This is a genomic window from Salinisphaera japonica YTM-1 (genome assembly GCF_003788585.1).
In the GTDB taxonomy this organism is placed as follows: Bacteria; Pseudomonadota; Gammaproteobacteria; order Nevskiales; family Salinisphaeraceae; genus Salinisphaera; species Salinisphaera japonica.
Genome location: NZ_AYKG01000013.1, coordinates 31,190 through 49,005 on the forward strand (window position 1 = coordinate 31,190; position 17,816 = coordinate 49,005).

A 17,816-nucleotide genomic window follows, 5' to 3' on the forward strand; every position below is an offset into this window, starting at 1 on the left:
GACGGCCGGCCCTTCCCGCGCTGTGGCCAGCGGCCTATGATGAGCCGAGTTGTCAGTGCCATTGGCACATAGCGCATCGACGAGCCGTGTCGGGGCGCATATCAGGGAGAAATCATATGGGTTCGTCTGTTGTCTTTCGTCGTCTCGCGCTGGCCGGGGCACTCGTCGCTCTGGGGCTTGTGGTGGGCTGTGCCAGTAATCGCGATCAAACACAGGCCAGCGAAACGGCCCAGCTACAGGCCCAGGCCAAACTCGCCGCGGATGCCACCACCGTGCTGCAACAGCAGATGCTCCAACCCAGCCAGGCGCGTATTCCCCGGGCACTGATCGAAAAAGCCCGCTGTATCGCGGTGTTTCCGACCGTGACCGAGGCCGGGCTCATCTTCGGCGGCTCGCGCGGCACCGGCTTGATCAGCTGTCGTCAGCGTACGGGCAATTACATGGATGCCCCGCCCGCGGTCTATACCCTGTCGTCGGCCTCGGTCGGTTTGCAGGCCGGGGCGGCGCAGTCGTCGGTGGTATTGCTATTCACCACGCTGCAGAGCACCCGCGCCGTGCTCGACTCGCTGGTCAAACTGGGTTCCCAGGTGGCGGTGTCGGCCGGGCCCAAGGGGTATGACCAGCCGATCCGCGATTCCGCGCCGATCGTGGCCTACGGCCTGTCCAAGAAAGGTCTGTTCGCCGGCCTGAATCTCAGCGGTAGCAAGGTCGCCTTCGACAAGACCCGTAATTCGGTTATCTATAACGTGACCGACCCGCAGCCGCGCGAAATCCTGCTGCAAACCCCGCAAGTGCCGCAATCGATGTCCAACTACGCCGAAGCGCTCGAGCAGTTCACCAACAGCGAAGGCTGATCACGCCAAGCCGTTGACGCTAAAAAGCCCGTCGTGGCGCCACGGCGGGCTTTTTGGGTTCCAGGCCGGCCTTATCCGATGGCCAACATCCGGTCGATGGGCCGCCGGGCGGCCTTGGCCATTTCCGGATCAACGCGTACTTCGTACTGGTCGTGGGCCAGGGCATCGCGCAGGTTGGTCAGCGTGGTCATTTTCATGTACTCACAGACCGAGTTTTCGTTGGCCGCGTAGAAGGTCTTGCCCGGATTCTCTTTTCTCATGCGGTGCAGAATGCCGGTCTCCGTGGCCACCACGAATTCGTCGGCCGCGGACTCGCGGGCATGGGTGAGCATGCCGGAGGTCGACTGCACGTGCGCCTCCTTGCAATCACCGTTGAAGGCCTGTTTCATCATGCAGGCAGTCGAGCAGCCACATTCCGGATGGATCAATACCTCGGCGTCGGGATGCTCGGCCTGTTTGTCGGCCAGGTTCATGTCGCCGATCTTTTCGTGCACATGACAGGCGCCGGGCCAGATATGCAGCTTGCGCCCGGTGATCATCTCGACGTAGGTGCCCAGAAAACGATCCGGCAGGAACAAGATCTCCTCGCTCTCGGGGATGGCGTTGATAACGGCCACGGCGTTGGACGAGGTCACGCAGTAATCACACTCGGACTTGATGGCCGCCGAGGTGTTCACATAGGCCACCACGGTCGCGCCGGGGTGCTCGGCCTTCCAGGCCACGAGCTGGTCGTAGGTGATCGACTCGGCCAGCGAGCAGCCGGCGTTCTCGTCCGGGATGAGCACGGTCTTGTCCTGGGCGATGATCGAGGCGGTCTCGGCCATGAAATGCACGCCGCAGAACACGATCATGTCGGCTTTCGTCGCCGCGGCCTGGCGCGACAGGCCCAGCGAATCACCCAGGTAATCGGCGATGTCCTGAATTTCGGGCCGCTCGTAGTTGTGCGCCAGGATGACAGCATTCTTGGCGGCCTTGAGGCGCTCGATCTCGGTGATCAGCTCGGCTTGTGATGGCATGACGTCGGTCTCCCCTTGCGTGCCGGCCGAGGCCGGCGTTTGATTTATTCTGTAGCCGCGGTCGGGCCGCGTCAGTCGATGGGCGCGATGCGCTGGCTGATATCGAAGGCCATGACCGAGTGCGTGAGCGCCCCGATCGAGATGAAATCAACGCCGGTGGCCGCGATGGCAACAATGCTGGCCTGCGATACGTTGCCCGAGGCCTCCAGGCGTGCGCGCCCGGCGACCCGGGCCACGGCCTCACGCATCATCGCCGGTGCCATGTTGTCGAGCATGATCATGGGTACCTCGGCGGCCAGGGCTTGATCGACCTCGGCCAGGCTCGTCGTTTCTACCTCGATGGCGATATCCGGCGCATAGCCCCGCACCGCAGCCACGGCCGCCGCAATACCGCCGGCCGCGGCGACATGATTGTCCTTGATCATGGCCAGGTCATACAGCCCGAAGCGATGATTCGTGCCGCCGCCCGCGGCGACGGCTTTCTTGTCCAGATCACGCAGGCCGGGCACGGTCTTGCGGGTATCCAGAATCCGGGCGGCATAGCCGGCCACGGCATCGACATAGCGCCGGGTTTCGGTGGCGATACCGGACATGCGCTGGGCGATGTTCAAGGCCAGACGCTCGCCGGAGAGCACGCCGTGGGCCGTGCCGGACAAGCGGGCGATCGTCTGGCCGGCGCGAACTCGCGCACCGTCGGCGACCTCGGCCTGCCAGATCAGCTGCGGGTCCAGGCGCTGGAATACGGCCCGGGCCTCGGCCAGGCCGGCGACGATGCCATCCGCCTTGGCGATCCAGCTGGCCTGCACCGCACGATCGGCGCCAAGCGTGGCCCGGGTGGTGACATCACCGGGCCCCAGGTCCTCGGCCAGCCACTGATCGATTCGGGCGCTATCCAGCGTTGTGTCTCGTTCTTGCTGCATCACCGACCCCCTCGTCGGTTGGGCTGCGGGCAGCGCTACTATGCCCGCCCGCTTGATCATCGACCAGTTCGTCATCGACCAGCGCATGGTCGCTACGCCGATGCACGCCGATGCTCTGACTACGCGCGGCGGCTGCCACCACGATGCGCTGCGACAGATCGGCCGTGCCCCGGTCCAGCCAGTCGTGATATTCACGACCGCGGCCCGGCGGCCAGCCGGTCGGTGTCTCGGCCAGTGCGGCCGCCGCACGAGCCAGGCCCGGTGCGTCGCGCAGCAGGCCGACATCGGCCATCAGAATATCGGCCCGCGCGGCACTGCGCCGGGCCTGATGATCGGCCCGGGCCGCGTTTCGATACGCCGTGGCGCGGGGCATGGCTTTCAGCGCGGGCGCAGGCCGGCGCCCGGCGATATCACGCACGGCCCGGGCCGCGAACACCAGACATTCGAGCAACGAGTTGCTGGCCAGCCGATTGGCGCCGTGCACCCCGGTGGCCGCGGTTTCGCCGGCCACATACAGCCCGTCGATACCGCTGCGCGCCGTGGCATCGGTCGCCACGCCGCCGATACAGTAATGCGCGGCCGGGGCGACCGGAATCGGCGTGGTCGTGATATCGATCCCGGCTGCGGCCACGCGGGCCAGCAGGCTGCCGAACTCGGCGGTCAGTGTCTCCTGATTCAAGTGGCGCAGATCCAGGCCCATGCACGGCACATCTTCAGCCGCGCACCGGGCGTGGATGGCCGCGGCCACCACGTCCCGCGGGGCCAGCTCAGCCCCGGGCGTATTCGCCAGAAAGCGCCGGCCGTGGGCGTCGACCAGCGTGGCCCCGGCGCCGCGCAGCGCCTCGGTCAGCAGAAAAGTCTGCCCGCTGGGGTCATAGAACGCCGTGGGATGGAACTGTACGAACTCCAGATCGGTGAGCCGGGCCCCGGCCTCCGCGGCCAGCATCAGCCCGCTGCCGTTGGCGCCCGGCGGGTTGGTGCTGCGGGCGAACAATCCCGCGTATCCGCCTGTCGCCAGCAACGTTGTGCCGGCATAAAGCCGCCGCGGCGCATACGCGGGCCCGCACAGCAGCTCGGCCCCCACCACCGCGCCGTTTTCACTTTGCAGCAGGGCCAGCACATCGGCGCGTTCGATGATCGTGACGTTGTCACACTCGGCCAGCCGGGCCTCGAGGAACTCGGTCAGCACACGGCCGGTTTCGGCCCCCTTGGCATGCAGCACGCGATGCGCGCCGTGCCCGCCCTCCAAGCCGCGCAGCAGGGTGCCGCTGGCATCGCGATCGAAGGCCATACCGGCTGCAATCAGCCCGGCCACGTGGGCCGCGCCTTCCTCGACGAGGATCTGCACGCGCTCGGCGTCACACAGCCCACGCCCGGCGGCCAGCGTGTCGGCGACATGATCGGCCAGGCGATCTTCGGGCGCGGTGACGGCGGCGATCCCGCCCTGGGCCCAGTAGCTCGAGCCCGAACGCAGCACGCCGCGGGTGACCACCGTGACCGCCAGCCCGGCACACGCCGCGCACCAGGCGCCGTACAGGCCGGCTGCACCACTGCCGACGATCAGAAGATCGGTGTCCTGTATTGCCATAGGAAACAGATGGGAGGGGTGGCACGGCGGTTGCCCGCCGGGTAACTACGCGCGCATGTTCATCGCAGATGACAAGCCGTATCGACGCGGCCGATTCCGGCCCGCCGCAGCCGGTCGGCCTCGAACGCGCCCAGGCCATCATCCAGCAGCCGGCGCAGGCCGGCCAGCTGCTCGCCGCTCGGCAGAACACGCCCGTTCATGAGCTTGACGCCGAAACGCACGAAGAAATTGTCCAACAGATCGCCCTCGCCTTCGAAGACCAGACGATTGTCGGTGCTGCGATCGGTCAGATCCAGTGCCAGGCGCGCCCCCGCGCCGTCATCGCTGTCGGCCAGGCGCTGCATGAACTGTTCGGCAAAGCTTGCCAGGTCCTTGGGCATGAGCGCATCAAGCATGCCCGTCGGCACGATACCGAAGGCCCGCCCGCTGGTCCGAGTGACCGGCACATCGTCAAGACGGCCCACGAGGTGGCCACCGCTGGCATCAGCGGTGAAGTGCCAATCGATCGTTAAATCATCGAAGGCGATGACCATGCCGTAGGCACGCATTCTTGCATTGATATCAGTGGAAAAATCGCCCCGGGCCGGCGTATCGCCAAGCGCCTGATCGGGCCGCGGCGCGCCGTCAGCGCTGGGCACGAGATGCCCGTCATCATCGACCCAGGCATCGACCGAAATCTGGCGGGCGCCCGAATCCACCGTGAACACCAGCCACTGGCCGGCGGCACTCGTGACCCGGATACGGGCCTCTACCAGGTCGGCCAGCTGGGCCATGTAATCATCCACCGCCGGATAGGCATCGGCCAGCTCACTCGCGTCGAGCGCGGCCTGATAATGCAGATGATGCACCCCGCCGGCGGTGGCCGGCACGCCGCGCAGCTGCTCGACGCGCCCGATACGGGCATACCAGGCCCAGGTTACGGGCAGGCCGTACCAGAGCTGGGCCATGAGGGGGCGATCATCCTTGGCCAGCTCGCCGAAGGCGCCGTTGGCTGCCTGCTGGGCAGGGCCCGGCGCGCTGATATTGGCCGGCTGCGCGCTATGCAGAATACCCAGGCCGGCGGCTTCATAGGCCCCTTGCCAGCCGATCGGGCCGATATTGGCGCCCAGGGCGCCGCGCACGGTGAAGGCATCGCCGCGATCGGCTTTTTCATCGGGCTTGGCCGCCAGGGTGGTGCGTATCGCGCCCAGGCTATCGATCGTTGCATCCGGCCCGTCGGCCACCGACAGGCGATAGATATCCCCGGCCGGGCGCGAGATGAAATACGCCGCACGCCACGGCGGGTCAGCCACTGGCAGGGCCTCGTAGAGCGCGTCCAGGTCATAATCGCGCACGCCTTTCCAGAGCGCGCCCCGCAGCTTCCTGGCCGCGGCATCGGGTTCGGCATGACCCACGATCAGCCGCTGCACGGCGATCACCCGGCCCAGATCGGCCAGCGCATCGCTGGCGTTGCCGTGGCGCGTCAACGCCACGAACGGCTGCCACTGATCGACCACGAGCGCGTCGTGACACGCGTTTTCGGCCGCGGCCACGGGCATGACCGTGCCCAGGCACAAGCCGAATATCAAAAGCCAACGTGTCCTGGGCCGATACGCCATACAAGCGGTCCTGTTAAGCCGGGCGAGTGATCGCGCGGGTATAAAGTCAACATACGCGATCACTCGCCCGGCGTGTACCGATCGACTCAAGAGCCGCACTCGGACAGACTACGCCGCCCGCCCTCGACATCATGGCCCGGGCATTGTTACCGCTACGTCGTTACCCGAGCATTGCCGCCAGGCGTTCGCGCCCCGCGTTTGATTCATGTCGCTGATACGTCATTCCCGGCTGTCGCGTATCGAGGCCCAGCGCCTGCTCCATTTGGCCTGGCCGATTCTGGGTGCCCAGCTGGCCCAGATGGGCATGGGCACGCTGGATGTGGCCATGTCCGGGCATGTGGATGCCACCGCCCTGGCCGCGGTATCGATCGGGTCGAGCATGTGGCTGCCGATCATGGTGGCCTTTATCGGTATTTTGATGGGCCTGACCCCGATCGTGGCCCAACATGTCGGCGCACGCGAGTGGGCCGCGGTGCGCCCGGCCCTCCACCAGGCACTCTGGGTCGCCGTGGCACTCGGCATGGCCAGCGGTTTCGCGCTTTTTGTATACGGCGATGCGCTGCTCGCGCTGTTTAAGATCCCGCCCGATGTCGCGCATCTGGCCGGTGCCTATCTGCGGGCCGTGGCGTTCGGGCTGCCGGCGATCGCGGCTTACGAAACGCTGCGTTTCTATTCCGATGCCCTCGGCCATACCCGGGCCTCGTTGTTGTTCGCGCTGGCCGGGCTGGTGGTCAACGCGATCACCAATGCGGTATTGATCTTCGGCGGGCCGGGGCTGGTCTCTTTTTTCGGCGCTGATCTGCCGCTGGGGCTGGCCGATCTGCCGGCACTGGGCGCGGTGGGCTGTGGCATCGCCACCACGATCAGCATGTGGACGATGCTGGTCGGGCTTTTCATCTACGCCCGCCTACACCCGGCCTATGCGCGGGCGCGTGTCGGTTCGGCCTTCAGCGCCCCGCGCACCGGCCTGATCGCCGAGCAGCTGCGGATCGGTGCACCCATCGGCGTATCGCTGTTTTCCGAGGTCTCGTTGTTCACGGCCATCACTCTGCTTCTGGCTGGCTACGGCGAGATCGTGGTCTCGGCCCATACGGTAGCGCTGAATTTCTCGGCGCTGTTGTTCATGCTGCCGTTATCGCTGGGCATGGCGCTTACGGTGCGCGTTGGCCAGGCGCGTGGGCGGGCCAAGTTTCGCCACGCCCGTTTCGTGGCTTTCAACGCGCTGGGCCTGGCCATGGTCGTGGCCGTGCTGCTGGATTTGATCCTGATCTTCGGCGGGCCCTACGGCGTTGCTTTGTATACCGATAACCAGGCCGTCGCGCATCTGGCCGTTCAGCTGTTGTTGATCGCCACCATCTATCAATTTTCTGATGCCGCGCAGGTCGCCCTTGCCGGCGCACTTCGGGGCTATAAGGACACACGAATCCTGATGTGGGTCACGCTTTTCGCCTACTGGCCGGTGGGCCTGGGCAGCGGGCATGTTCTGGCACGCGGCATCGACGGCGTATTCGCCGGGCTGGGCGTGTATGGCTACTGGATCGGGCTGATCGCCGGGCTGTCGGTGGCCGCGTTGTTGCTGACCGCGCGCCTGGTGGTCATTACACGGCCCCGTGTGGGCGATTCGATATAAAACCTTGTTAGATTGTCGTATTAATTCAGCGGAATGGTCTGTGATGTCTTTTATCTGCCGGGTTCTGCTGCCCAGCCTGTTGGCCGGCCTGGTGACAGCCATGGCCGGCTGCACCCCGCCGAACATGCGCGCGTCGACGCCGGTCGCCGAACCGGGCGCGACGAATACCAGCAGCACCCCGGCCGATCCCGCAGCCTGGATCGGGCGCTGGCACAGTGCGGACGGTGCCACGCTTGATATCCGCGCCCAGCCGGGCGACAACGACTACGCGCTGGTCTTTCACCGGCCCAGCCGGGTGGCCGTGACCCACGAGGCCCGAGCCACGGCCGGCCAACTGTTCTATCAGGCCGGCACGGTCCAGACCGCGTTACGCCCGGCCACCGGGGCCACCAGCGCGGATGCAAGCCAGCGTGCGCTGACCTATTGCCTGGCCACCCGCCCCGGCAACACCATCTATTGTCGACGACGCGATAGCGCTGATGCGCTGGCGCTTGCCCACGGCGCGTTCGTGGCCGTACGTCAAGAATGCGAGCAGGCCGGCCAGACCGAGACCCTCGTTTTCGACGGCCAGAGCCTTCGTCACCCGGGCCAGGCCCAGTGCGCGACCCGCGTCATCAGCCAACAGGGCATGATCTATTCGCTACAGGCCAGCTGTATCGGGCCCCCGGCAAGCGGGCCGGCCACGGCCAATGTCGTGGCCAGCACACCGGATACGCATCATCTGGCGCTGACCGCCCGCGGCCAGGACACACGGCTGTATCGCTATTGTGCGACCCGCAGCCTGCCCGGCCCGTTGCAGGCCGATACGCCAGACTGAGCCATAAAAAAGCGCTTGGCGAGGACTCGTATGAAACAGCAACAGGCCCTGAGGCCTCAGTCCAGCGCCGGCAGCTCGGCCTCGATTGCTGCCCGACGCGGTTCGTACTGGGGCGGCAGACGCAGCGCCTGGCCGAGCTCGGTGTCGTCTTCATCGACCCCGAAACCCGGCCCGTCGGTGGCGATCTCGAACAGCACGCCGCCGGGCTCGGTGAAATACACCGATTCGAAATACTGACGATCGATGACCGGCGTGGGATGCAGGCCCAGCCGGCGTGCCGCGGCGGCCAGCTCGGCCTGATGATCCTGATCGTGGGCGCGGAAGGCGATATGGTGCACCGAGCCGTGGCCGGTGCCGGCCGGCTGGGCCGTGGCCTGTAGTGCTAGATCGATATAAGACGATGGGCCCGATCCGCCGGTCGCGATATAGCGCTGCCAGTCGCTGTCTTCACGTTCGGCGCGATAGCCCAGGACGGTTTCCAGAACCTCGCGGGTGGCCGCCGGCGCCTGGCTTGCGATATCGATACCGGCAAACCCGCCGATCTGCTCGGGCTGTGGCACCGGGCTGTCCGGCCACAGGCAGGCTGTGCCCTGCTCGGCCTCGACCAGGGCGAAGGCAAACCCGTGCGGGTCGCGGGCCACCAGGCGCGGCGTATCGAAACGCAGGATACGAGCATAAGCCACGTCGTGTGCGTCCAGGCGGGCCGCCCAGGCATCCAGCGTACCGGCGGGCACGTGCCAGGCCAGCTCGCGGGCCTCGCCAACGCCGGCGCGCCCGGCCGCCACGTTGGCAAAGGCAAAGAACGTGAGGGCCGTGCCCGGCTGGCCGTACCGATCGCCGTAGTAGAGATGATAGGTGCCCGGATCATCGAAATTGACGGTCTTTTTGACTCGTCGCAGGCCCAGCGTTTCGGTGTAAAAGCGTGAATTGATCCGCGGATCCCCGCTGATCGCCGTCACATGATGCAGGCCCGGGCTGGGTTGATACGACATGGGCACGTCTCGACAAAGGGTAGGGTTCTAGGGGCTGTGACGCTCGGCTCAGGCGCCCCGCTGGGCACCACCGGCGCGGGCTTTCTCTGCCCGTTGCCGGATCTCGCGATGCACCTGATGGTTCAGATCAAAGCCTTCGCTGCGCGATTGCAGATGCCCGTAGGTGATATTGCGTGTCTGGCGGGTATAAAGCAGCTGCAGGCCGGCGGTATAGTCCTGCCAGTGACTGTCACAGCGCGCGAGCGCCGTGGTGGCCACGGTCTGGGGCTCGAAATCGGTGGTCTCGATCATGCGCGTGGCCTGGCGATCGGCACAGGTTTTGAAGGCTGCCTTGTCGGCCGCGATCTCATCGCGCAGCGACGGCGTGTCGCTACCGGTGGTGGCACAGCCGGCAAGCATGACGAGCGTGGCAAGCAGGCCGAGTGATGCGTGTCGACTCATCCGCCCGTCCCCGTGGGCAGGCTGTGTCCGTCGGGCGGGCCTTCCGGATCGCCGGGATCGGCGTGGGGCGTGGCGACATCGGGATCCATCTGCTCGATATCGGCCACGGGGGCTGCTGAGGCCGCGGGCACGCCGAACACGCCGTCGATACGGTTCAGCCCGTCGAGCGCGGCCGTGCGATACGCCTCGGCCATCGTCGGGTAATTGAACGTGGTGTTGACGAAATAATCGATGGTGTTGGCCGCGCCCTGCTGGCTCATGATGGCCTGGCCGATATGCACGATTTCCGAGGCCTGGTCGCCGAAGCAGTGAATCCCCAGCAGCTCGTGGCTGATCGGATCGAACAGGATCTTGAGCATGCCCACGGTATCGCCGGTGATCTGGGCACGGGCGGTTTCCTTGAACAGGGCCTGGCCGACCTCGTAAGGGCGCTTGGCCTCGGTCAGCTCGCGCTCGGTCGGCCCCAGCGAGCTGATCTCGGGGATGGTGTAGATGCCCGTCGGCACGTCGTCGACCCAACGAAACCCGTTGACGTGGATGGCGTCGGCGCTGGCCGAGCGGCCCTGGCCATAAGCCGCGCTGGCCAGGCTGGGAATACCGATGGCATCACCCACGGCGTAGATGTGCTCGATCTTTGTGCGATAGCGATCATCGACCGCCAACTGGCCACGGCCGTTGGGTTCCAGCCCCAGGGCCTCCAGGCCCATCCGGTCGGTATTGCCCGTGCGGCCGTTGGCCCAGAGCAGCGCATCGGCGCGCAGTTTCTTGCCGGATTTAAGATACAGCGTGACGCCGTCGTCATCGGCGGCAATACGCTCGTATTCCTCGTTGTGACGGATCAGCACGCCGTAGGTCAGGCGCAGGTGATACGACAGCGCGTCACTGATCTCGTCGTCGAGGAATTCGAGCAGGCGCTCACGGCTGTTGATCAGCTGCACGCGCACGCCAATGCCCGAGAAGATCGAGGCATATTCGCTGCCGATTACGCCCGCGCCGTAGATGATCATCGATCTTGGCGTAAACCCCGGCTCCAGAATCGTGTCCGAGTTGAACACCCGCGGATGCGAGAAATCCACGTCCGGCGGCTCGTAGGGGCGTGAGCCGGTGGCGATCACGGCCTGCTTGAAGGCCACGGTCTGGCGCGCGCCGTGGGCGTTGGTCACGCTCAAGGTGTTGGCATCCTCGAAGGCGGCATGGCCGTTAAGCACGTCGATGCCGTTGCGGGCATAGAAGCTGGCCCGCATATCGATCTGCTGGCCCACCACGCGATGCAGGCGCTCGAGCAACCAGGTCAAGGGCGCATCCGGCGTGCCCAGATCATGCAGCACACGCGAGGATTGAACCGCCAGCATCTGCTTGACCGCCTGGCGCAGTGCTTTCGAGGGAATGGTGCCGCGATGGGTACAGTTGCCCCCGACCTGATCGAGGCGTTCGACCACGGCCACGGCCTGGCCGTGCTTGGCCGCATTCACCGCGGCACTTTCGCCCGAAGGCCCGGTGCCGATGACGACGAGATCGTATTGCTTGTCGGCCATACTCGTATGATCGCGCGATAAATCGTTATCCTGATTGTCGCACGTCTGCGCGCCATGCAACGCAGGGCATCGCCCGGGCGTAACCCGTTTCTCGTTTTCACCATCCATCAGCCATGAACAAACCCGTAAACACCGACGGCAAGGGCCAGACGCCGGTGCTGGCGATCCTCAACGAATCCACGCGGGCTGCCGCGGCCGTGCCCGCCAAGCAGATTGATCAGGTCACGACCGAGCTGTTCACGTCGTTGTTCGTGCTGGAATCCGAGTTCGCGTTCAAGCCGGTGCCGGGCAAGCCGTATTATCTGTACCAGCAGGACACGCGCTTCTGGCTGGGCCTGACCGCACCGGACATGCTGGCCGAACGGGTGGCCGGGCGCTTCATCGGCACCGCCACGCTACAGCCGGATCTGACCTGGACACTGGCTTTGGCCGAGGCCGTGGCGGCCGACAGCCGCTTTACCGACTGGCTGGCCGATAAACGTGCGGCCTTCGAGCAGCGCCTGGGCGCAGCCGAGACGGTCGACGAGGTATTGCCGGTCTATGAATCCCGGCTGTCCTTCTATCGACGCGCCTCGGCCTTCGGCGTGGCCCACTCGCTCTCGCGCTCGATGAGCGCGGCCGGCATCAGCGGGCTGTCCTACGACGAGGCACGGGGCCTGCTGGCCGATGCCTCCGAGGACACCGACACACCGACCGGCTGAGCCCGCAGGCAGGCGGCGGCCTCACGCAACGCATCCGCGGTCGCGGCAAAGCCGAGACAGTCATCGGTCACGGACTGGCCATAGGTCATCGCCCCGCCGATCGATTGCTTGCCGTGAACCAGATGCGACTCGAGCATCACACCGGCGATACCGGCCTCGCCCGCACAGCGGCGCGCGACCAGATCGGCCAGCACGGCCGGCTGCCGGGCCGCGGTCTTGGCGCTGTTGGCATGGCTGCAATCCACGATCAGGCGCTCGGGCCACCCGGCCGCGGCCAGCCGGGCCAGCGCATCGGTGACGTGCTCACGGTCGCAGTTGGGCCCGTAGGTGCCGCCACGCAGAATCAGATGCGTGTCCGGGTTACCCGCGCTACGGATCATCGCCGGCGCCCCGGTGCGGTCCTGGCCCAGATAACACTGCGGTGCGCTGGCCGCCGCCATCGCATCACAGGCCGGCTGGATATCGCCGCTGGTGGCGTTTTTGAACCCGACCGGCAGGTCCAGATCCGACATGCGCTCGCGATGGGTCTGCGACTCGGTGGTCCGCGCGCCGATGGCCGCCCAGGCCAGCGTGTCGGCCAGGTATTCCGTGGCCGCGGGGCTCAATAGTTCGGTCGCCACGGGCAGGCCCATATCCGCGATATCGCGCATCAGCTCGCGCGAGAGCGACAGCCCCTTGGCCAGATCGCCCTGCTCGTTCATGTCGGGATCGTGCAGCAGCCCTTTCCAGCCGACGGTCGTACGCGGCTTTTCGACATACACACGCATGACGAGATACAGGGTATCGCCCACTTCGGCGGCCAGTGCAGCCAGGCGCGCGGCATAGTCGCGCGCGGCCTCGGGATCATGGATCGAGCACGGGCCACAGATCACCAGCAGCCGGTCATCGTGGCCGGCCAGGATCTGGCGAATGGTCTCGCGCTGGGCCGCGATCCGCTGGGCCGTGAGCGGCGAAATCGGCAGCTCGGCGCGCAGGGCAGCCGGCGTGGGCAGGGACGTGGTCCGAGCAGTCTCGGCCGCTGCGGCCTCAGCCGGGGCGATGGCAGATCGTGCCACGACGCACCTCCGTAAGCCGAACGATCAGTGGGGCGAACAAGGCCTGCCGGGGCGGATAGAAATCAGCAACAATCATGGTGTGTTCTCCTGCAACGAAAAAACCCCGACCGGGAGCCGGTCGGGGTTTCGTGTTGGGTCACACCAGACAGGCTCTCCGTTCGGGAGACGCCTGCCGGTTATCGGCTCAGGCGCCCGGGGTCATAAACCCGTAACGAATAAACCAATAACCCGAAAAAACCGACGCACACGCGCTTGCACCAGCGGCGAGAAGCCCCTGGCACGACATGCTGTCTTTTTCCGCGTGCCTCGTCATGACGCAAACGCTACGCCGAGCCACGTCTCGGCGCAAGCCGACCCTTGACGATCTGGCGTATCCACCAGCGCCCCGGATGGATCGCGGCCACCAAATCAGCCGCGATCGGCAAGGGCTCACCGGCCAGCTGGCTGGCCAGGATTTCCGCGGCCAGGGGCGCGCGCAGCAGGCCGTTGGAGCCGTGCGCCAGACTCATCGACAGGCCGGGCCAGAGCGCGCCCGAACGGGCGATCGTCTGGCGGGCATCGCGGGCCAGGTCTTGATAATCCTCGCGCCAGGCAGCGATGTCGGGTACGCCGCCCACGAGCGGCATCCGGTCATGCGAGACACTTCGAAACCGCGTACGGCCAACGGTTGCCGCGTGTTCGATCTGCGTGGCCGTTTCGGGAAGGACATCGGCCAGGCGGCGGCCGTTGTCGGCGTGGCCGGCCTCGGTCACGGCCAGCTCGGTGGCACGCGGGTCATAGGTCGCCCCGACACTGATCCGGCCTGCTTTAGCCGGGGTGATATAGCCGGTATCACAGACCACACAGGCCGGCGCTCGCGCTGCATCAGTCAGCGTAAAGACACTGGCCTGCCCGGCCACCGCCTGTTGCGGGGCGATGTCGCCGCACAGATAATTGGCCGCGCCGGCCGTGGCCAGTACGACGTGGTCGGCGTGATAAACCGCCCCGCTCTGTCCCTCGAGCCGCCAGCCCGGTTCTGATACGGCATTGCCGCGCGTCAGCGCCTCGATGTTGTCGATGACCGGGTCGATCCTATGCCGGGCGAACAGCGCGCGGCACAGCCCTGACGGATCAACGGTGCCGGCCCCGGGAAAAAACAGCCCGCCCTGTACGTCGCCGGCCAACGGCTGGCCGGCGTAGGCCGCGGCCTCGGCCCGGTCACAGGCCTGCAGGACCGTGGCCGGTAGCGACAGCCGCGCGGCCAGGCCTTGTTGGCGGCGACGTTCAGCCTCGCCTCGGGCCAGCTGCAAGACCCCGTCACGCCGCCAGAGTGTGCCCGTGTCGTCCAGATCAGCCAGCCATCGGCCGGCATAGCCCAGTGCCGCGAGATCAAAGCGGGTACGCGGGCTGGCCTCGGCGGCCAGGCGCGGGTTGAGCACGCCGTCGCGATTGCCCGAGGCGCCGTGGGCGATGCCCTGGCCGTCATAGACCGTGACGAGAAAACCGCGCCGGGCCAGGGCATCCGCCGCGGTGGCCCCGGCGATGCCGGCGCCGATGATCGCGATACGCTGTGCCCGCGGTACGGCTGGCACACGGCTGTACCAGGGCAGCTCGCGTGCTTCGGGCGGCGTGGGCCTGCCGGTATAGCGCGCGGCCAGGCAGTGTTTCTTGGCGCCGTGGCCGGGGCGGCGCTGGCAGATGAATCCCACAGCTGCCAGCTGCTCTCGTAGCGCCCCGGCCGCACTGTAGGTGGCCAGCGTGGCCGCCTTCGCGCTGTGGCCGGCGATAGCCCGGCACACGACAGGCGACCACATGGCCGGATTCCTGGCTGGCGCGAAGCCATCGAGAAACCAGGCATTCACGGTGCCGGTGAAGTCCGCCAGGCCGGCCTCGATATCGCCGAAATACAGATCGAGCGTGACGCGCTCATCCAGGTGCAGACGATGCGTACCCGCCACCGGCGCTGGCCATAACGCCGCGATTCGCGCCGCCTGGCTCGACAACGCAGGCCAGCGCGCCGTCATGCATGCCAGATCCGGCGCGGCCAGAGGGTGTGCCTCGATAGACACGATATGCAGCCGAGCGCCGGCCGGGGCATGGGCCGCGAACAGCTGCCAGGCGAGCATGACGTTGCGCCCCGCGCCAAAGCCGGTCTCGCCGATGACGAACAGATCACCGGCCGCCAGCGCCGTGAACCGCGCAATCAGCGCATTGCCGTCCACGAAGACATGACGTGATTCAGCCAGGCCATCGGCCTGCGAGCAATAGATATCGTCGTAGTCGGGCGCGCGGCTGCCTGCATCGTCGTGGATGACGCGCGCATGGGCCAGGCCCAACGGCTGATCGCGGCGCGCGCGATCGTTCATCGCATCATGATGGCCGGCTCGGGGCGCGTGGCTGCCGATCTATACGCGTTTGACGGCATGCACTTGGGTGATGCGTGACTGCGACTGGCCTTCGCCGGCACTCGGGTCTTCCGGGTCGAAATCGCTTTGCGAGATATATTTGAAGATCGAGATCGCAGCGATTACACCAATCCCCACAACAAAAGCGATCAGGACACAGCCGGTCTTGCCCATGCTGCGGTTGAGTTGGTTGCCACAGTTCTGACAAGCCTGGCGCCCGCGACTGACAGGCTTGTTGCAGTTCTCGCAATACCGGGTTTCGATCGGCTTGGCCATGAGCTTTCCTTGGTCGGTTCGCGCGATATGTCGCCAGAACGATGCCCTCGAGCGCGAACGTTTGTTCGAAGGCCCCGTATTTAAGCCGAATTAACCCGCCGACGCCAACCGGAAAACACGCCGATTTTTGCTGTATTGCACCGCAATCGCACAAAAAAACGGGCCCGCAGGCCCGTCGATCAATCGCCCGGTTCGGGGCCGATCACTGGGTCGAGATGAACGGTACGCTGATCTGGCCAAAGCGGTTGCCGCTCTCGGCATTAACCAGCGTTGCACGGAAGTCCACGCCGGCGATCTTGTCCGTGGGCACTTTCTCGAAGTACAAAAAGCCTTCGATCATGCCGCCCGGCTCAATCACGCCGTCCGGGATGGCGACTTCGCGCATATAGGGCGTGGGCAGCTTGACGTTGTAGTCGGCCCAGCGGCGGGTGTAGTTGTTGTAATAGCCCGAGTCATAGCCATAGGCCGTGCTGTAGGCGTTCATGCCGGGATAGCTCGACGAGTAATACGGTGCCACGGCAAACCCTGAAGACGTGAATCCGGGGCTGCCAACGACGTTGGCACTGCGCTCGACCGAGCCGTCGATGGCGATCGGCGGCAGGGCGGCAAACCGCTGACCGGTAGCGGCCGCCACCAGCGCGAAGTTGTCGTAGCTCAGGCGGATCGGCTGGTCGCTTTCGTTTTCGATGCGTACGTGCATCGGGGTCACATCGCGCAGCACGCTGGCGTCACCGTCCCACTGGCCGGTCTTGACCCGCATCTGGACGCCGTTGACCGCGTCCACCACGCTGCGATTGCTGTCGCCGTTGGGCCCGATCGATGAGGCCGGCTTGAGATTCACGCCGCCGCCGCAGCCGGCCAAAGCCAGAACGGCCAGTGTCGTGGCCAGCGTGGCACCGGTCGAAAAATAAGAACGAATCGTCATGAGTTTTCCTTTTGCTCGTTGAAACTTGGCTGTTCAAACACGCCTTAAGCGTCGCGGCCAGGCGTGTGGTGTGCGCCATGAGCGAATCTGCCAACATGTCAGCATGTCGTCTTCGTCAACCAAACATAGGCCGCAGGCCGTCAACAACCGCGGGCTGCGCTGGTTGTATCGCGCCGTGGCCGGTTTTTTCATCGCCCTGGCCGCGATAGGCGTCGTGTTGCCGGTCTTGCCCACGACGCCGTTTCTGATCATCGCCGCCTGGGCCGCCGGCAAGGCCTCGCCGGCGCTACGCGCCAAACTGCGCAGTCATCCGACCTACGGCCCGCCGCTTCGACGCTGGCAGGATCACGGAGCGATCAACCGGCGCGCCAAGATTCTGGCGTTGTCATTGATGACCGCAAGCTGGGGGCTGGTCTGGCTGACGGTCGACAAGCTCTGGCTCATTGGCCTGGTCGGCGCCATTCTGGTCACGGTCGGCGTGTTCATCGCCACGCGCCCCGAGCAGACCGACCGGCCCGGCGACTGATCCAGCCCGCCGGCCGCTGCTCGGCGCGGCCAACACCCGAGCGCGGTTTTACGGTCCGAGTCGGCACGTCTGCTACTGCGGGTTTCGACCCCGTCGTTCAGCGCTGTCGCGACGACATGGATGCCCAGCTGGAGATCGGCACGGCCCTTATTTTGCATGCGATACGATCGAGACCGTTCTACGGTGCGGCTTCTGGTTTGGTTAACGCGTCGCTCAATATTCAATTGACAACAACATTTCTACCCCAATCCGACAATCCGTACTCGCACGGACGGGCGATACACGCGCCGGCCCAGGGCGTGTCGTCATAAGATAAGCCGGCGCACCGGCGGCCAAGCCGCGGCATGACAAGGCATCGCGCGTGCAGCGTGGTTATTCCGCGTAAGCGAGCTAGGCAGATAACAATAACGCCGAATTGCCGCGGCTTAGCCACCGGCCCATTCGGGTTGCCCGCGCCGGACGCGCCATGCCGCGTTACGGGCCTTGACCGTGGCGGGCCACGCTCGGCGGCCCGCGCCTTGCCTGACACGCCCGGAGCGGGCAATGCGACGGCATATC

Annotated in this window: 15 protein-coding genes and 1 pseudogene; 5 read left to right on the plus strand and 11 right to left on the minus strand. The window is 66.0% G+C overall.

What is annotated here, in order from left to right; genetic code table 11:
* Positions 1–116: 116 nt before the first annotated feature.
* A complete protein-coding gene (locus SAJA_RS05720; RefSeq protein WP_123657702.1) occupies positions 117–854 on the plus strand; it encodes a lipid-binding SYLF domain-containing protein in 738 nt (245 codons plus the stop codon).
* A 71-nt stretch (positions 855–925) separates the two neighbouring features.
* On the opposite strand, the gene nadA is transcribed toward SAJA_RS05720, so the two are convergent.
* From nadA to SAJA_RS05740, 4 genes are all read right to left on the minus strand, one after another.
* Positions 926–1,870: a quinolinate synthase NadA gene (nadA, locus tag SAJA_RS05725; protein WP_123657703.1), complete on the minus strand. Its 945-nt coding sequence runs from the start codon at positions 1,868–1,870 to the stop codon at positions 926–928.
* A gap of 71 nt (positions 1,871–1,941) precedes the next feature.
* The gene (nadC, locus tag SAJA_RS05730; protein ID WP_123657704.1) at positions 1,942–2,790 is read right to left on the minus strand and encodes a carboxylating nicotinate-nucleotide diphosphorylase; all 849 of its coding nucleotides are present in this window, start codon (positions 2,788–2,790) and stop codon (positions 1,942–1,944) included.
* Positions 2,759–4,378 (minus strand): L-aspartate oxidase, encoded by a 1,620-nt coding sequence (locus tag SAJA_RS05735; RefSeq protein ID WP_123657705.1) that lies wholly within the window; start codon positions 4,376–4,378, stop codon positions 2,759–2,761. The genes nadC and SAJA_RS05735 overlap by 32 nt, the downstream gene beginning before the upstream one ends.
* Positions 4,379–4,437: 59 nt before the next feature.
* Complete coding sequence (locus SAJA_RS05740; RefSeq protein ID WP_123657706.1) at positions 4,438–5,976, minus strand: hypothetical protein; 1,539 nt, start codon at positions 5,974–5,976, stop codon at positions 4,438–4,440.
* Positions 5,977–6,181: 205 nt separating this feature from the next.
* Between SAJA_RS05740 and SAJA_RS05745 the strand changes: the two genes are divergently transcribed.
* Positions 6,182–7,606 (plus strand): MATE family efflux transporter, encoded by a 1,425-nt coding sequence (locus SAJA_RS05745; RefSeq protein ID WP_184999762.1) that lies wholly within the window; start codon positions 6,182–6,184, stop codon positions 7,604–7,606.
* A 43-nt stretch (positions 7,607–7,649) separates the two neighbouring features.
* Positions 7,650–8,423, plus strand: a complete 774-nt coding sequence (locus tag SAJA_RS05750; RefSeq protein ID WP_123657707.1) for a hypothetical protein — start codon at positions 7,650–7,652, stop codon at positions 8,421–8,423.
* A gap of 56 nt (positions 8,424–8,479) precedes the next feature.
* Here the strand turns inward: SAJA_RS05750 and SAJA_RS05755 are convergent, their stop codons facing one another.
* The 3 genes and pseudogenes from SAJA_RS05755 to sthA all read right to left on the minus strand — a co-directional run.
* The gene (locus SAJA_RS05755) at positions 8,480–9,415 is read right to left on the minus strand and encodes a VOC family protein (RefSeq protein WP_123657708.1); all 936 of its coding nucleotides are present in this window, start codon (positions 9,413–9,415) and stop codon (positions 8,480–8,482) included.
* A gap of 48 nt (positions 9,416–9,463) precedes the next feature.
* Positions 9,464–9,856 carry a hypothetical protein gene (locus SAJA_RS05760; RefSeq protein ID WP_123657709.1) on the minus strand — a complete coding sequence of 131 codons (393 nt, stop codon included), beginning with the start codon at positions 9,854–9,856 and terminating at the stop codon, positions 9,464–9,466.
* A gap of 146 nt (positions 9,857–10,002) precedes the next feature.
* Positions 10,003–11,391: pseudogene (gene sthA / locus SAJA_RS05765) on the minus strand (Si-specific NAD(P)(+) transhydrogenase); the annotation flags it as partial.
* A gap of 113 nt (positions 11,392–11,504) precedes the next feature.
* Here sthA and SAJA_RS05770 point away from each other — a divergent pair.
* Complete coding sequence (locus SAJA_RS05770; RefSeq protein WP_123657711.1) at positions 11,505–12,092, plus strand: C1orf50 family protein; 588 nt, start codon at positions 11,505–11,507, stop codon at positions 12,090–12,092.
* On the opposite strand, the gene SAJA_RS05775 is transcribed toward SAJA_RS05770, so the two are convergent.
* The 4 genes from SAJA_RS05775 to SAJA_RS05790 form a co-directional block, all read right to left on the minus strand.
* Positions 12,029–13,147, minus strand: a complete 1,119-nt coding sequence (locus tag SAJA_RS05775) for a 3-deoxy-7-phosphoheptulonate synthase (RefSeq protein WP_123657712.1) — start codon at positions 13,145–13,147, stop codon at positions 12,029–12,031. The two genes, SAJA_RS05770 and SAJA_RS05775, sit on opposite strands and share 64 nt — an antisense overlap.
* Before the next feature lie 323 nt (positions 13,148–13,470).
* The gene (gene mnmC, locus SAJA_RS05780; protein ID WP_123657713.1) at positions 13,471–15,492 is read right to left on the minus strand and encodes a bifunctional tRNA (5-methylaminomethyl-2-thiouridine)(34)-methyltransferase MnmC2/FAD-dependent 5-carboxymethylaminomethyl-2-thiouridine(34) oxidoreductase MnmC1; all 2,022 of its coding nucleotides are present in this window, start codon (positions 15,490–15,492) and stop codon (positions 13,471–13,473) included.
* Positions 15,493–15,531: 39 nt separating this feature from the next.
* The gene (locus tag SAJA_RS05785) at positions 15,532–15,807 is read right to left on the minus strand and encodes a hypothetical protein (RefSeq protein ID WP_123657714.1); all 276 of its coding nucleotides are present in this window, start codon (positions 15,805–15,807) and stop codon (positions 15,532–15,534) included.
* Between the two features lie 202 nt (positions 15,808–16,009).
* Positions 16,010–16,732, minus strand: a complete 723-nt coding sequence (locus SAJA_RS05790) for a hypothetical protein (RefSeq protein ID WP_123657715.1) — start codon at positions 16,730–16,732, stop codon at positions 16,010–16,012.
* A 103-nt stretch (positions 16,733–16,835) separates the two neighbouring features.
* On the opposite strand from SAJA_RS05790, the gene SAJA_RS05795 reads away from it, so the two are divergent.
* A complete protein-coding gene (locus SAJA_RS05795) occupies positions 16,836–17,258 on the plus strand; it encodes a YbaN family protein (protein ID WP_123657716.1) in 423 nt (140 codons plus the stop codon).
* Positions 17,259–17,816 lie beyond the last annotated feature (558 nt).

Excerpts from the sequence above, each read along its gene's own strand:
- SAJA_RS05740 (WP_123657706.1), bottom strand. The coding sequence starts at position 5,976 with ATGGCGTATCGGCCCAGGACACGTTGGCTTTTGATATTCGGCTTGTGC.
- nadC (WP_123657704.1), bottom strand. The coding sequence starts at position 2,790 with ATGCAGCAAGAACGAGACACAACGCTGGATAGCGCCCGAATCGATCAG.
- SAJA_RS05785 (WP_123657714.1), bottom strand. The coding sequence starts at position 15,807 with ATGGCCAAGCCGATCGAAACCCGGTATTGCGAGAACTGCAACAAGCCT.
- SAJA_RS05770 (WP_123657711.1), top strand. The coding sequence starts at position 11,505 with ATGAACAAACCCGTAAACACCGACGGCAAGGGCCAGACGCCGGTGCTG.
- SAJA_RS05735 (WP_123657705.1), bottom strand. The coding sequence starts at position 4,378 with ATGGCAATACAGGACACCGATCTTCTGATCGTCGGCAGTGGTGCAGCC.
- mnmC (WP_123657713.1), bottom strand. The coding sequence starts at position 15,492 with ATGAACGATCGCGCGCGCCGCGATCAGCCGTTGGGCCTGGCCCATGCG.
- SAJA_RS05755 (WP_123657708.1), bottom strand. The coding sequence starts at position 9,415 with ATGTCGTATCAACCCAGCCCGGGCCTGCATCATGTGACGGCGATCAGC.
- SAJA_RS05745 (WP_184999762.1), top strand. The coding sequence starts at position 6,182 with ATGTCGCTGATACGTCATTCCCGGCTGTCGCGTATCGAGGCCCAGCGC.
- SAJA_RS05760 (WP_123657709.1), bottom strand. The coding sequence starts at position 9,856 with ATGAGTCGACACGCATCACTCGGCCTGCTTGCCACGCTCGTCATGCTT.
- SAJA_RS05750 (WP_123657707.1), top strand. The coding sequence starts at position 7,650 with ATGTCTTTTATCTGCCGGGTTCTGCTGCCCAGCCTGTTGGCCGGCCTG.
- SAJA_RS05790 (WP_123657715.1), bottom strand. The coding sequence starts at position 16,732 with ATGACGATTCGTTCTTATTTTTCGACCGGTGCCACGCTGGCCACGACA.
- SAJA_RS05720 (WP_123657702.1), top strand. The coding sequence starts at position 117 with ATGGGTTCGTCTGTTGTCTTTCGTCGTCTCGCGCTGGCCGGGGCACTC.
- SAJA_RS05795 (WP_123657716.1), top strand. The coding sequence starts at position 16,836 with ATGTCGTCTTCGTCAACCAAACATAGGCCGCAGGCCGTCAACAACCGC.
- nadA (WP_123657703.1), bottom strand. The coding sequence starts at position 1,870 with ATGCCATCACAAGCCGAGCTGATCACCGAGATCGAGCGCCTCAAGGCC.